The following is a 13,305-nucleotide window of genomic DNA, read 5'->3' on the forward strand; positions in this document are numbered from 1 at the left end:
GGGGCATGCTGGGTCAGGTTCTGCCGGTCGATCGTGACGGCCTCGCGCGCGAACCGGTGCCGGAGGCCGTCGAGCGTCAGGCGGCGGGGCTCGCGGCGTCCGGCTCGCTGGAGATCGGCGCGCTGCGGCCCAAGGATGCGCATGCCATCGCCGAGATCCTCCCGAGCGGCACGCCGGTCTTCGTCAACCATCTGCCCCGCCACCCGCTCGCGCAGGCAATTCCCGCGCTGCTGGCTTTGCGCGAGGCGGGGCTCGAACCGGTACCGCATCTCGCGGCGCGGCGGATCGAATCCGCTGCTGAGCTTCGTCACTTCCTCGCCCGCGCCACCGCCGAGGCCGGGGTGCGGCGCGCGCTGGTGATCGGCGGCGATCTCGCCCGGCCGCTCGGCCCCTATGCCGACGGCCGTGCGCTGCTGGCCGAGCCGGCCCTGGCGGCGCACGGGCTGCGTGAGATCGTGCTGCCGAGCTATCCCGAGGGGCATCCGCGCATTCCGCTCGCGACGCTCGAGGCCGATCTCGCCGCCAAGCTCGAAGGCGCGGCGGCACGCGGCTTCGGCACGACGCTGCTGACCCAGTTCTGCTTCCAGCCGGCGCGGATCATCGAGCATGTCGCGCTGCTGCGGCGGCGCTATCCCGAGCTCGGGGTACAGATCGGGCTCGCCGGGCCGAGCAGCCCGGCGGCATTGCTGCGCTTCGCGCGGGCCTGCGGGGTCGGTGCCACCTTGCTGGCACTGAGCCGGGACGGACGCCGCGCCGTCGATCTCGTGACGCATACCGATCCGTCCGAGCAGCTGCTCGCGCTGGCGCGTCATCTCGCGCCGCTGCCGCAGAGCAATGTCGTCGGCATCCATCTGTTTTCGTTCGGTGCGGTCGAGGCCGCTGCCGCCTGGCTCAACGCCGTGATGCGCGGCGGCCGCCACGCTCGGGCCTGAGCCTCAGGAGCTGGCGGCGAGTCGCCGGTCGAGGCGCTCCAGCGCGGCGCGGATCACTCCCTCGGTCAGGAAAGCGGGCCGGAAGGGCAGGGCGCGAATCCCCGCCCGCCGCGCGAGGAACGGAATCGCGCGCTGGTCGAGCGCGGCGTGCAGCGCCTCCTCGATCAGCGGCCAGGCGCGCATGCCGGGGCCGCAGAGCACGATCGTATCCGGCTGGAACAGGCGGATCAGCATGGTCAGGCTCTCGGCCAGCACCCGGCCGGCCTCGGCGAACAGACCGGCCAGCGCCGGATCCCCGGCCGCGGCGCGGGCGACGAGCCGCGTCATCTCCGTCTCGCTCGGCTGGCGCCCCTCCGCGGGCGGTCCGATATCCGAGACCGCCATCGCATCGCGGTAGAGGGCGTAATCGGCAAGAAAGCTCTCGATGCAGCCGCGTGCTCCGCAGCGGCATTGCGGGCCCCGCGCGCTGAACCGGACATGGCCGAACTCGATGCCGCCGCCATGCACCCCGCGCAGCGGCTTGCCGTCGACAAACACCCCGAGGCCGACGCCGTCGCCCAGCATCACGCAGGCCGTTACCCCCTCGCGCAGCGCCGGCTCGCTCTGGGTGATCGCGAAGGCCATGGCGGAGGCGTCGTTGTCGAGATCGACCGGCAGGCCGAGCGCTGCCTCGAGCCCGGCAACCAGCGGCACATGCGTGCAGCGCGTGACCGGGCTCCACACCACCTCGCCCTTGCGCTGGTCGACGAAGCCCTGGAAGGCGACCCCGACGCCGAGGATCGGCATGCCGCTGCCCGCCTCACGGCTGAAGTGGACAACACGGTCGGCGAGGATCGCCACCAGCGCCTCGGCATCGAGCGCCGCGAGCGGCAGCCGCTCGTCGCGCGCCTCGATCGTTTCGCCGGAGAAATCCGCCAGATGCAGGATCAGCCTGTCCAGTCCGACCCAGAGGCCGATGATCGCGCCGCGCGCCGGGTGGAAGCCGAGCCGCTGGCCGGGTCGACCCGGCCCGGCGCTCGCCTCCGGCGGATCGGCGCCGATATCGCACAGCAGCCCCTCGGTGATGAATTGCCCCGTGATCGCCGAGACCGAGGCCGGCGAAAGCCCGGTCAACCGCCCGATCGCCGCCCGGCTCAGCGGGCCGTCGCGCCGGAGCGCTTCCAGGACGCGCTGGCGCGAGAGATCGCGGCGCGAGGCATCTCCGACAAGCAGGGGCGCTATTTCGTTCATAAAATAAAATATTACGGTCGGGAGCAGAGGCGCGCAAGTGCAAAAATTGTCGTTACAGCGCCATAAATTACGTCTTTTGGCCAAAGATCATGGGGTTCACGTCTCATTTTGTTCGATCATCAAATTATTGTTGACAGGTTGCGGCTTTCGCGTTCCCATGACGGAAGGGAGAAAGCGCGGTTGCGCGGAACCGACGACCGGCGGCTCCCCCAAGAATGAAAACCGGGAGGAAGACGATGAAACCTGTCGTTCGCATTGTTGCGGCGATGCTGCTGGCTGGCGCCGCCGGCTCCGCGCTGGCGCAGGCCAAGGGCCCCGTGATCGGGGTCAGCTGGTCGAATTTCCAGGAAGAACGCTGGAAGACCGACGAGGCGGCGATCAAGGCCGCGATCGAGAAGGCCGGCGGCACCTATCTCTCGGCGGATGCGCAATCGAACCCGACAAAGCAGCTTTCGGATGTCGAGAGCCTGATCGCCCGCGGCGCCAAGGCGCTGATCGTGCTGGCGCAGGATGCCTCGGCCATCCGCCCGGCGGTGGACAAGGCGCTCAACGAGGGCATCCCCGTCGTCGGCTATGACCGGCTGATCGAGAATCCCAAGGCCTTCTATCTCACCTTCGACAATGTCGAGGTCGGCCGCATGATGGCGCGCGAGGTGCAGAAGGCGAAGCCGCAGGGCAATTACGTCTTCATCAAGGGTTCCGGCGCTGATCCGAACGCGAATTTCCTGTTTCAGGGCTCGATGGAGGTCCTGAAGCCGGCGATCGATGCCGGGAAGATCAGGAATGTCGGCGAGGCCTTCACCGATGGCTGGCTGCCGGCCAACGCGCAGCGGAACATGGAACAGTTCCTGACGCGCAACAACAACAAGGTCGACGCGGTGGTCGCCGCCAATGACGGCACCGCCGGCGGCGCGATCGCGGCGCTCGCGGCGCAGGGCATGGCCGGGCAGGTCCCGGTTTCGGGCCAGGACGCGGACCGCGCGGCGCTGAACCGCATCGCGCTCGGCACCCAGACGATGACCGTATGGAAGGATGCCCGGACCCTCGGGCGCAGCGCCGCCGAGATCGCCATCCAGCTCGCCGGCGGCAAGAAGCTCGAAGAGGTGCCGGGCGCGGTCAAGTGGAACCAGGGCCCCTCCAAGGCGAACATGACGGCGATCTTCCTCAAGCCCGTCGCGGTGACGCGGGAGAATCTCGGCGTGGTGATCGAAGCCGGCTGGGCGCCGAAGGCGGCGGTGTGCCAGGGCGTTCCCGCCGGCAAGGTCCCCGCCTGCAATTGACGCTCGTCCCCGCGGTTCCGGGCGGCGCCCTCGCGGCGCCGCCCGGAGCGCCCGGCCCCGAATGTCACCCTCAGCCTTCGCGGATGCCGAGCGCCCTGGGGCGCGCCGCCCCGCCATGCCGGTCCCTTGCCATGGATGCCTTTCGCAAGCTTGAAATCGACCCGCGCCTGATCGGCATGATGGCCGCGCTGGTGCTTATCTGGATCGGGTTCCATGTCCTGTCGCAGGGGGCGTTCCTCACGCCGCGCAACCTGTGGAACCTCTCGGTCCAGACCTCGGCGATCGCTGTGATGGCCACCGGCATGGTACTGGTGATCGTGACGCGCAACATCGACCTGTCGATCGGTTCGGTGCTCGGAGTCGTCGGGATGATCGTCGGCGTCGTGCAGGCGCGGCTGCTGCCGGAATTCTGGGGGCTCGAACACCCGCTGACCTGGCCGGCCGCGGTGCTGGTGGCGATCCTCGCCGGCGGCCTGATCGGGCTCCTCCATGGTGCGCTGATCGCCTATCTCGCCATTCCCTCCTTCATCGTCACGCTCGGCGGGCTGCTGGTCTGGCGCGGCGCGGCCTGGTGGGTGACGACGGGGCAGACGGTCGCGCCGATGGACACGCACTTCCGGTCGATCGGCGGCGGCATCGAGGGCGCGGTCGGGGCCGGCCCGAGCTGGCTGATCGCCGGGCTCGCGATCCTCGCCATCGGCGCGATCCTGCTCGTCGAACGGCGACGCAAGCTCGGCTTCGGGTTCAGTGTACGGCCGGTCTGGGCCGAGATGCTGGTTTTCGCGGTTGCTGCCGCGGGGGTGGCCGGCGCGGCCCTCGTCGTCAATGCCTATCCGTTGCCGATGGGCGTGGCGCGCCGACTCGCGGACGCACAAGGCATCCCCTGGCCCGATGGCGGGATCGAGATCCCGCACGGATTCGCGGTTCCGGTGCTGATCGCGGTCGGAATCGGCGCCGCGATGGCCTTCCTCGCCAAGCGCACGCGCTTCGGCCGCTATGTCTTCTCGATCGGCGGCAATCCGGAGGCCGCGCAACTCTCGGGCATCAACACGCGCCGCGTGCTGATGCAGGTCTACGGGCTGATGGGCGCACTGACCGGCATCGCCGCCTGCATCACCACGGCGCGCCTCAACGCCGCGACCAACGCAGCCGGCACGCTCGACGAACTCTACGTGATCGCGGCGGCGGTGATCGGCGGGACGAGCCTGTCCGGCGGGGTCGGCACCATCGTCGGCGCGATGCTCGGCGCGCTTGTGATGCAGAGCCTGCAATCGGGCATGGTGCTGCTCGGCGTCGATACGCCGCTCCAGAACATCGTCGTCGGGATCGTGCTCGTGACGGCCGTCTGGCTCGACACGCTCTACCGGCGCCGCATCCGGTGAGGAGGACGGGATGAGCGAAACCCGGACCATGAGCGAAGCCCCGGCACCGCTGGTCGAGATGCGCGAGATCTCGATCGCCTTCGGCGGCATCAAGGCGGTCGAGGCCGCCTCGGTGGATCTCCATGCCGGCGAAGTTGTTGGCCTGCTCGGCCATAACGGCGCCGGCAAATCGACGCTGATCAAGATCCTGTCCGGCGCCTATCGCGCGGATTCCGGCGAGATCCGCGTCAACGGCGCGCCGGTCTCGATCCAGAGCCCGCGCGACGCCAAGGCGCACGGGATCGAGACGATCTACCAGACCCTCGCACTCGCCGACAATGTCGATGCCGCCGCGAACATCTTCCTCGGCCGCGAGCGGCTGACGCGCTGGGGCACGCTCGACGACGCGGCGATGGAGGCCGAGACGCGCCGGGTGATGGCGCGGCTCAACCCGCATTTCCGTCGTTTCAAGGAGCCGGTCAGCGCGTTGTCCGGCGGGCAGCGGCAATCGGTGGCCATCGCCCGCGCCATCCATTTCAATGCCCGGATCCTGATCATGGACGAGCCCACCGCCGCGCTTGGCCCCGCCGAGACGGCGCAGGTCGGCGCGCTGATCCGGCAATTGAAGGCGGAGGGGATCGGCATCTTCCTGATCAGCCACGATCTCCACGACGTGTTCGATCTCGCCGACCGGATCACGGTGATGAAGAACGGCCGCGTCGTCGGGACGGCGCGGGTCGCCGATGTCACCAAGGATGAGGTGCTGGGCATGATCATCGGCGGAAAATGTCCGGCGGGGGCCGTTCCCGGCCCCGGCGCGAGCCTGTGAGGACGATATGAGACGGTTTCCGGAATTCGAAGGGCGAGCCGTGCTCGTCACCGGCGGTGCATCCGGTATCGGCGAGGCCATCGCGCGGGCCTTCATGCGCGAGGGCGCGCGGGTCGGCATTCTCGATCTCGACGCCGAGGCCGGCCGGCGGCTTGCGGACGAACTCGGCCCCGGCGCGGCCTTCGAACCCGCCGATCTGCGCGATCTCGACGCGCTGCCGGGCGCGATCGCGCGGCTGCGCGCCCGGACCGGTCCGTTCCGGATGCTGATCAACAACGCCGCGCGCGATGATCGCCACGCGATCGACGCCGTCACCCCCGCCTATTGGCGCGAGCGGATGGCGACGAATATCGACCATCAGTTCTTCGCCGCGCAGGCGCTCTGGCGCGAGATGGCCGAGGCGGGCGGCGGCGCCATCGTCTGCATGGGCTCGACGAGCTACATGCAGAGCCAGGACAGTTTCGCCGCCTACAAGACCGCGAAATCGGCGGCGGTGGGGCTGATGCGGGCCCTCGCGCGCGAACTCGGCCCGCACGGCATCCGCGTCAATTGCCTCATTCCCGGCTGGATCATGACCCAGCGTCAGATCGATCTCTGGCTGACGCCGGAGAGCGAGGCCGAACTGATGCGCCAGCAATGCCTCAAGCGTCGTCTCGTACCGGAGGATATCGCCGGGCCGGCGCTGTTCCTCTGCTCCGATCTCGCCGCCGGCATGACCGCGCAGACCATGATCGTGGATGGCGGCTGGGTCTGACCCCGGTCGTCACACGCGTTCGAGGCCGAGCGCGATCCCCTGGCCGACGCCGATGCACATTGTCGCCAGCGCGCGCCGGCCAGCGCGTTTCTTCAGTTCGATCGCCGCGCTCAGCGCCAGCCGCGCGCCGGACATGCCGAGCGGATGACCGAGCGCGATCGCGCCGCCATTCGGGTTCACGTGCTCGGCATCGTCGGGCAGTTTCAGCAGCCGCAGCGTGGCGAGCGCCTGCGCGGCGAAGGCCTCGTTGAGCTCGATCACGTCGAAATCCGCCGGCGTCACGCCGAGGCGCGCGCAGAGCTTCTCGGTCGCCGGAGCCGGCCCGATGCCCATGACGCGCGGCGGCACGCCGGCGGTGGCCATGCCGGTGATCCGTGCCAGCGGCGTGAGGCCGAAGCGCGCCATGCCCGCCTCCGAGGCGATGAGCAGCGCCGCCGCGCCGTCATTGACGCCGGAGGCATTGCCGGCCGTGACCGAGCCGCCGGGACGGAACGGCGCTGGCAGGGCGGCGAGCTTCTCGAGCGTCGTCTCGCGCGGATGCTCGTCCTTCTCGACGAGGACGGGATCGCCCCGGCGCTTCGGCACCGCGACCGGCACGATCTCCTCGCCGAGGCGGCCGCTCTTCTGCGCGGCGGCGGCGCGCATCTGCGAACGCAGCGCGAAGGCATCCTGATCGGCGCGGCTGATCTGATAATCCTCGGCAACATTTTCGGCGGTTTCTGGCATTGAATCAACGCCATATTGCGTTTTCATCAACGGATTTATGAATCGCCAGCCGATCGTGGTATCCTGGATTTCGGCGGTGCGCTGATAGGCCTCCTGCGCCTTGCCCATGACGAGCGGCGCCCGCGTCATGCTCTCGACGCCGCCCGCGATCACCAGATCGGCCTCGCCGGCGCGGATCGCGCGCGCCGCGGTGCCGACCGCGTCGAGCCCCGAGCCGCAGAGGCGGTTGATCGTCGTGCCGGGCACATGCGGCGGCAGCCCCGCCAGCAGGCCCGCCATGCGCGCCACATTGCGGTTGTCCTCGCCGGCCTGGTTCGCGGAACCGAGGATCACCTCGTCGATCGCCGCATCGATCCCCGGCGGCAGCCGGCCGATGAGCGCGCGCAGGACATGGGCGGCGAGATCGTCGGGCCGGATCTCGGCAAGGGCGCCGGCATAGCGGCCGATCGGGCTGCGAAGGCCGGTGACAAGGAAGGCGTCTCTCATGGCTGGCTCATCGGCTCCCGCTGGTTGAGGCTGGCGAAATTGCGGCCCGAGGCGGCGAGTTCCTCGAGCAGCGGCGCGACCTCGAAGCCGCGCCCGTCGCGGCGCGCGTTCTCCCGTGCCGTGGCGAGCACCGCCGCAAGGCCGCGCGAATCCGCCTCGTGCATCGGGCCGCCGCGCCAGGCCGGAAATCCATAGCCGTGAACGAGCACGACGTCGATATCGAGCGGCCGTGCGGCGATGCCCTCGCCGAGGAGCTTCGCGCCCTCGTTGACCATGGCCGCGAGCACCCGCGCCTGGATCGCTTCCGCCGGCAGCGGAACCGGGCGGCGCCCGGTCGAGGCGGCGTGGTCGCGCACCAAAGCCTCGACATCGGGGTCGCGGACCCGCTTGCCCTCGGCATAGCGATACCAGCCGCGCCCGGCCTTCTGCCCGAACCAGCCGCGTTCGCAGAGCCGGTCGACGATCGGCACGTCGCGCTCGGCGGGGTCGCGGGTCGCCGCGTGGCGCTTGCGCCGCACCCAGGCGATGTCGAGCCCGGCGAGATCCTGAACCGCGAACGGCCCCATCGCGAGGCCGAACGCCTCCATCGCCGCGTCGATCTCGGCGGGCATCGCGCCTTCCTCGAGCATGAATTCGCATTCGGCGCGGAAGCGGGCGAGGATGCGGTTGCCGATGAACCCCTCGCAGACCCCGGTCGTCACCGCGATCTTGCCGAGGTCCCGCGCCACGGCGAGCCCGGTGGCGAGCGCATCGGCGCTGACCCGCCGGGTGCGGACGATCTCCATCAGTTTCATGACATGGGCCGGCGAGAAGAAATGCAGCCCCAGGAAGCGTTGCGGCCGCGCGAGCCCGTCCGCCATCGCCTCGATGTCGAGATAGGAGGTGTTGGTGGCCAGGATCGCTTCCGGGCGCAGGATCGATTCAAGCGCGCCGAGCAGTTCCTGCTTCAGCGCCATGTCCTCGAACACGCATTCGATGACGAGATCGCAGGGCGCGAGCCGCGCGAGTTCGGTCGCGAGTGTCAGCCGGGCCCGGCGCTCGGCAAGCCCGGCCGCATCGATGCGCCCGCCCTTCGCCGCACGCTGGAGCAGGCTCTCGATCCGTTCGGCGCCGGCCCGCAGCGCCGCCTCCTCACGCTCGATCACCGTGACGGCGTAGCCGGAATCGAGGAAAGCCATGGCGATCCCGGCCCCCATCGTTCCGGCGCCGACGATGCCGACCGCGCGGACGGGCAGGGCGCGGGCGCCCTCGATGCCGGCCACCCGCCGTACGTCGCGCTCGGCGAAGAACAGGTGTCGGAGCGCCTTCGATTGCTCCGAGGCCGTCAGCTCTAAGAAGGTCTGCCGCTCTATCCGCAGCGCCTGGGCGAACGGCATGCCCGCGGCATGCGCGACGAGGTCGATCGCCTTCAGCGGTGCAATGCGTCCGCGCGCCTGCGCCCGGACCCGCGCGACCATCGCCTCCCACGCCCCGGCATCCGGTGCCGGCGGCGGACGCAGCGACAGCCGCGGCTGAAGCTTGCCGCCGAGGCTCATGGCAAGGGCGATCGCCTCGCCGACAAGGTCATCCCCGGCCACGAGATCACAAAGCCCGATCGCCAGCGCCTCGCGCGCATCGACCATCCGCCCCGTGGCGATGAGATCGAGCGCGGCCGGCAGGCCGACCAGCCGGGGCAGACGCTGCGTGCCGCCGGTGCCCGGCAGCAGGCCGAGCTTCACCTCCGGCAACCCGACGCGCGCGTCGCGCGCCATGATCCGCCGATGCGCGGCGAGCCCGATCTCGCAACCGCCGCCGAGCGCGGTGCCGTGCCAGGCGACCACCACCGGCTTGGCCGATTCTTCGACGCGGTTGATCACATCCGGCAGATGCGGTTCGAGCGGCTTGCGCCCGAATTCGGAAATGTCGCCCCCGGCGACGAAGGTCTTGCCGCGCGCGGCGATGACGATCGCCTCGATCTCCGGATCCGCCTCGGCACGCATCAGCGCGTCCTGCAGCGCGCGGCGGATTGCCTGTGACGTGGCGTTGACGGGCGGGTTGTCGATCTCGAGCAGTGCCACGGGGCCGTGGGTCGTCCGGTGAACCTGTCCCGCCATCCGTCGCCCCGACCCCCACCCGACGCGGCGGCCGCGGATGCCGGCCGCCGAAGAACATCACGCACGCGAGGAAATCACACAAGAACAATGCGCGCCCGGCAAGCCGGCATCCAGACGGCTGGGCCGGGTCTCCGGAGCAACCGAACGGAATTCCAGAACAGCGACAGGCCGACATTTCCCATGCCTAGAATAGTTCGATTCGAGCAATCAGAGATAGTCGCTCACGATGAAATCCGAAGTTATCCAAACGGTATAACTGAATGACAGCATGGCTTTGAATTGATCCCTGTGTTTTCAGCATATCACATTGCCGTCTTGGGTGCGCTGCAATATAGACGGCGTAGAATGTTGCGGTGCAACAAACAAAAGGCTGCCTGCCCCACGGATTAGACCTTGGTAGGGGCAGTGCCGCGCGGATTTACACGGTATTCAGAATTTGGGCGGGTGTTCCTTGCAGGGTATGCCGGTTCTTCGCCCCCGAACTTGATCCGGGGATAACCAAGAGCAAAAGGGAGGTGACGAATGTCGCCAAGCGACGAACAACATTGGGGCCAGACGCGCACCCTCATGTTCATCATGATGGGGCTCTGGGCGTTCTTCAGCTTCTTCATTCACATGTTCGTGACGAGCCTCAACAGCATCGTCATCGCGGGCTTCCCGCTCGGCTTCTACATGGCCGCGCAGGGCTCGCTGATCGCCTTCGTGGTGATGCTGTTCTGGTTCGCCAGGGCGCAGGACAAGATCGATCGCGACCACGGCGTCGCGGAAGACGAATAAGGGGAGGGGCGCATGGCTACGAAAACGTCAGGCGGTGACGACTTCACCTCGAATCTCGGCCGCATCTACGGCATCTATACGGGCGGCTTCGTCGCCTTCGTGCTGTTCATCGCGCTGCTCGAGAAGCTCGGGGTTCCGAACAACATTCTCGGCTACCTGTTCGTGTTCTTCACGATCGCGGTCTACGCCTTCATCGGCATCATCTCGCGCACGATGCAGGTCTCGGAATATTACGTCGCAGGCCGCAAGGTCCCGGCGCTCTACAACGGCATGGCCACGGGCGCGGACTGGATGTCCGGCGCGTCCTTCGTCGGCATGGCGGGCTCGCTCTTCCTGCTCGGCTATGACGGCCTCGCCTTCGTGCTGGGCTGGACGGGCGGCTATGTGCTGGTCGCGGTGCTGGTCGCGCCGTTCCTGCGCAAATTCGGCGCCTACACGGTGCCGGACTTCCTCTCGGCCCGCTATGGCGGCAACCTCGCGCGCTTCATCGGCGTGATCGTGCTGCTCTGCTGCTCTTTCACCTATGTCGTGGCGCAGATCTACGCGACCGGCATCATCGCCTCGCGCTTTCTGGGCATGAGCTTCGAACTTGCGGTGTTCGTCGGTCTCGCCGGCATCCTCGTCTGCTCGATGCTGGGCGGGATGCGCGCCGTCACCTGGACCCAGGTCGCGCAATATATCGTGCTGATCATCGCCTATCTGGTGCCGGTGGTGCTGCTCTCGGCCAAGAAATACGGCCTGCCGATCCCGCAGCTCACCTATGGCCAGGCGCTCCAGGAGATCGCGGCGCTCGAACAGGGCTTCATCAAGAACGGCCTCGCGCCGGCGACGATGAAGCTGCATGCGGCGCCGTTCACCTCCTACACGACGGGCAATTACTTCGCGCTGATCCTCTGCCTCATGGTCGGCACGGCGTCGCTGCCCCACGTGCTGATGCGCTATTTCACCACCCCCTCGGTGCGTGAGGCGCGCGTCTCGGTGGCATGGTCGCTGCTGTTCATCTTCCTGCTCTACTTCACGGCCCCGGCCTATGCCGCGTTCTCCAAGCTCGAGGTCTATTCGACCCTGATCGGCAAGAATATCGGCGATCTCCCGGCCTGGGTTTACAGCTGGGGCAAGATCAACCTCGTGACGATCTGCGGCAAGGCCGCGGCTTCGGCCGATGCCGTCAAGGCGGCCTGCGGCGCGGTCTCCGGCCATGCCGGCATCCTCCGCTGGCAGGATTTCGGCATCAACACTGACGTCGTGGTGCTCTCGACGCCGGAAATCGCGGGGCTGCCTTACGTCATCGCCGGCCTTGTCGCCGCCGGTGGCCTCGCCGCGGCGCTCTCGACCGCCGACGGTCTGCTGCTCGCGATCGCCAACGCGCTCAGCCACGACATCTACTACAAGATGATCGACAGGCACGCGCCGACGGCGCGCCGCCTCATCGTCTCGCGCGTGCTGCTCGTCGTGGTGGCGATCCTCGCGGCCTGGACGGCCTCGACGAAACCGGCGGACATCCTGTCCATGGTGTCCTGGGCCTTCTCCCTGGCGGCGGCGGGGCTGTTCCCGGCGCTCGTGCTGGGCGTCTGGTCCAAGCGCGTCAACGCCACCGGCGCCATTGCCGGCATGATCGCGGGCTTCAGCGTCTGTATCGTGTATCTGGTGGTGACACGTTATTTCCCCGGCTTCGGCGTGAAAACGCTGGGGATGACCTCACTGACCAATGCGGCCGGCGCGCCGCTCATCCCGGACATGGCCAAGGCGCTCGCCGCGCCCGGCGCCATGGATGGCTGGGTGCTCGCCTCGCATCCGCTTGCGTCGAAGGTCGGCTGGATGAACATGAACAACATCTCGTCGGCCATTTTCGGGCTGCCGGTCGGGTTCATCGTCACCTATGTCGTCTCGCTGATGACGCCTGCGCCTTCGGTCGAGATGCAGCGCTTCCTCGACGAGGTGCGCAAGCCGCGCGGCCAGACGCTGATGGAAGAGAAGACCGCCTGAGCGGCCGCTTCCGCGCGATCGGAAAGGGGCGGGCTTCCGCCCCTTTCCTTTTCCCGCCGGGTATTTGCGCCGGGCGGCTTGACCTGCCGGTTCGCGCGTCCTAGGCGCGGAATCCGGACCTCCTTTCCGATGAGAGATGCGATGGGCGACGATCCCGGTTTCCTCACCTTCACGCTGCCGAACTACGTGCTGGCGGCGCTGACCTACACGCTGCTCGGCCGCATCATTCTCTCCTTTTTGTTCGCATCGAACCCCGATGTGGTGATCAACCGTGTCTTCGCGCAGGTGACGGATCCGGTGGTGCGGGTAGTGCGGTTCTTCACGCCGGCGGCGGTTGCGACGCCGCTGGTGCTGGTGCTCGCGATCTTCTGGCTGACGGCCTTGCGCATGGCGCTGTTCCTGCTGACGCGCCTCCTGGGCGTCGGCGCCGAGGCGACGGGCTGAGGAGGCCGGGATGGAACGCGAAACCCTTCTGCGCCGGGACGGATTCCTCGTCGGGATCGCCGGATTCTCGCTGCTCAACGGCATGCATTTCTCGCCCTATTTCGACGCGGCCTATATCCTGCTGCGGCCCTTCACGCCGACGCTGATCGTCTCCTCGCCGATCCTGACCTTCTATTTCACCTCGCTGTTCCTTTCGGTGACCAGCCTGATCATCGCCGGCATTCCCGCCGCCCTGTTCGAGCGCATGACCGGGCGCCGCGAGAGTGATGCGGTCTCGCTCGGCATCTGGCTCGCCGGGGTGCTGCTGCTCGCGCTGCCGGTGCTGCTCGGCCGCGGCTAGCGCCGGAGCCGGCACCGAATGCCGGTTCAAGCCATCGTGATCGCCGCCGCCTGGCTGGGGGCCGGTC

The 13,305-nt window shown here is 68.4% G+C and carries 12 protein-coding genes; 9 read left to right on the top strand and 3 right to left on the bottom strand.

Features of this window, described 5'->3' with window-relative positions:
* Nucleotides 1-5 precede the first annotated feature (5 nt).
* A complete protein-coding gene (locus FWJ24_RS06335; protein WP_150286946.1) occupies nucleotides 6-932 on the top strand; it encodes a methylenetetrahydrofolate reductase in 927 nt (308 codons plus the stop codon).
* A 3-nt stretch (nucleotides 933-935) separates the two neighbouring features.
* On the opposite strand, the gene FWJ24_RS06340 is transcribed toward FWJ24_RS06335, so the two are convergent.
* Nucleotides 936-2,162, bottom strand: a complete 1,227-nt coding sequence (locus FWJ24_RS06340) for an ROK family transcriptional regulator (protein ID WP_150286947.1) — start codon at nucleotides 2,160-2,162, stop codon at nucleotides 936-938.
* Between the two features lie 236 nt (nucleotides 2,163-2,398).
* Here FWJ24_RS06340 and xylF point away from each other — a divergent pair, with 236 nt between their 5' ends.
* The 4 genes from xylF (at nucleotide 2,399) to FWJ24_RS06360 (ending at nucleotide 6,386) form a co-directional block, all read left to right on the top strand.
* Nucleotides 2,399-3,442 (top strand): D-xylose ABC transporter substrate-binding protein, encoded by a 1,044-nt coding sequence (xylF, locus tag FWJ24_RS06345; RefSeq protein ID WP_166443604.1) that lies wholly within the window; start codon nucleotides 2,399-2,401, stop codon nucleotides 3,440-3,442.
* Between the two features lie 131 nt (nucleotides 3,443-3,573).
* Nucleotides 3,574-4,824: a sugar ABC transporter permease gene (locus tag FWJ24_RS06350; protein ID WP_246155569.1), complete on the top strand. Its 1,251-nt coding sequence runs from the start codon at nucleotides 3,574-3,576 to the stop codon at nucleotides 4,822-4,824.
* 10 nt (nucleotides 4,825-4,834) lie between these two features.
* Complete coding sequence (locus FWJ24_RS06355; protein WP_246155570.1) at nucleotides 4,835-5,632, top strand: ATP-binding cassette domain-containing protein; 798 nt, start codon at nucleotides 4,835-4,837, stop codon at nucleotides 5,630-5,632.
* A 7-nt stretch (nucleotides 5,633-5,639) separates the two neighbouring features.
* Nucleotides 5,640-6,386: an SDR family NAD(P)-dependent oxidoreductase gene (locus tag FWJ24_RS06360; protein WP_150286949.1), complete on the top strand. Its 747-nt coding sequence runs from the start codon at nucleotides 5,640-5,642 to the stop codon at nucleotides 6,384-6,386.
* A gap of 9 nt (nucleotides 6,387-6,395) precedes the next feature.
* Here the strand turns inward: FWJ24_RS06360 and pcaF are convergent, their stop codons facing one another.
* The gene (gene pcaF, locus FWJ24_RS06365) at nucleotides 6,396-7,598 is read right to left on the bottom strand and encodes a 3-oxoadipyl-CoA thiolase (protein WP_150286950.1); all 1,203 of its coding nucleotides are present in this window, start codon (nucleotides 7,596-7,598) and stop codon (nucleotides 6,396-6,398) included.
* Nucleotides 7,595-9,691, bottom strand: coding sequence for a 3-hydroxyacyl-CoA dehydrogenase NAD-binding domain-containing protein (locus tag FWJ24_RS06370; RefSeq protein ID WP_150286951.1), 2,097 nt, complete (start codon nucleotides 9,689-9,691; stop codon nucleotides 7,595-7,597). The genes pcaF and FWJ24_RS06370 overlap by 4 nt, the downstream gene beginning before the upstream one ends.
* Before the next feature lie 522 nt (nucleotides 9,692-10,213).
* On the opposite strand from FWJ24_RS06370, the gene FWJ24_RS06375 reads away from it, so the two are divergent.
* From FWJ24_RS06375 to FWJ24_RS06390, 4 genes are all read left to right on the top strand, one after another.
* Nucleotides 10,214-10,468, top strand: a complete 255-nt coding sequence (locus FWJ24_RS06375; RefSeq protein WP_150286952.1) for a DUF4212 domain-containing protein — start codon at nucleotides 10,214-10,216, stop codon at nucleotides 10,466-10,468.
* A gap of 12 nt (nucleotides 10,469-10,480) precedes the next feature.
* The gene (locus tag FWJ24_RS06380) at nucleotides 10,481-12,454 is read left to right on the top strand and encodes a sodium:solute symporter family protein (RefSeq protein ID WP_150286953.1); all 1,974 of its coding nucleotides are present in this window, start codon (nucleotides 10,481-10,483) and stop codon (nucleotides 12,452-12,454) included.
* A 141-nt stretch (nucleotides 12,455-12,595) separates the two neighbouring features.
* Nucleotides 12,596-12,898 (top strand): YggT family protein, encoded by a 303-nt coding sequence (locus tag FWJ24_RS06385; protein WP_150286954.1) that lies wholly within the window; start codon nucleotides 12,596-12,598, stop codon nucleotides 12,896-12,898.
* Between the two features lie 10 nt (nucleotides 12,899-12,908).
* Nucleotides 12,909-13,238, top strand: coding sequence for a hypothetical protein (locus FWJ24_RS06390; protein WP_150286955.1), 330 nt, complete (start codon nucleotides 12,909-12,911; stop codon nucleotides 13,236-13,238).
* The last annotated feature ends 67 nt before the right edge of the window (nucleotides 13,239-13,305 follow it).

The sequence above is a fragment of the Rhabdaerophilum calidifontis genome (assembly GCF_008641065.1).
Classification (GTDB): domain Bacteria; phylum Pseudomonadota; class Alphaproteobacteria; order Rhizobiales; family Beijerinckiaceae; genus Rhabdaerophilum; species Rhabdaerophilum calidifontis.

Bases quoted from the DNA above. Each gene is read 5' to 3' on its own strand.
- FWJ24_RS06335 (WP_150286946.1), top strand. From the start codon at position 6: ATGCTGGGTCAGGTTCTGCCGGTCGATCGTGACGGCCTCGCGCGCGAA.
- FWJ24_RS06340 (WP_150286947.1), bottom strand. From the start codon at position 2,162: ATGAACGAAATAGCGCCCCTGCTTGTCGGAGATGCCTCGCGCCGCGAT.
- xylF (WP_166443604.1), top strand. From the start codon at position 2,399: ATGAAACCTGTCGTTCGCATTGTTGCGGCGATGCTGCTGGCTGGCGCC.
- FWJ24_RS06350 (WP_246155569.1), top strand. From the start codon at position 3,574: ATGGATGCCTTTCGCAAGCTTGAAATCGACCCGCGCCTGATCGGCATG.
- FWJ24_RS06355 (WP_246155570.1), top strand. From the start codon at position 4,835: ATGAGCGAAACCCGGACCATGAGCGAAGCCCCGGCACCGCTGGTCGAG.
- FWJ24_RS06360 (WP_150286949.1), top strand. From the start codon at position 5,640: ATGAGACGGTTTCCGGAATTCGAAGGGCGAGCCGTGCTCGTCACCGGC.
- pcaF (WP_150286950.1), bottom strand. From the start codon at position 7,598: ATGAGAGACGCCTTCCTTGTCACCGGCCTTCGCAGCCCGATCGGCCGC.
- FWJ24_RS06370 (WP_150286951.1), bottom strand. From the start codon at position 9,691: ATGGCGGGACAGGTTCACCGGACGACCCACGGCCCCGTGGCACTGCTC.
- FWJ24_RS06375 (WP_150286952.1), top strand. From the start codon at position 10,214: ATGTCGCCAAGCGACGAACAACATTGGGGCCAGACGCGCACCCTCATG.
- FWJ24_RS06380 (WP_150286953.1), top strand. From the start codon at position 10,481: ATGGCTACGAAAACGTCAGGCGGTGACGACTTCACCTCGAATCTCGGC.
- FWJ24_RS06385 (WP_150286954.1), top strand. From the start codon at position 12,596: ATGGGCGACGATCCCGGTTTCCTCACCTTCACGCTGCCGAACTACGTG.
- FWJ24_RS06390 (WP_150286955.1), top strand. From the start codon at position 12,909: ATGGAACGCGAAACCCTTCTGCGCCGGGACGGATTCCTCGTCGGGATC.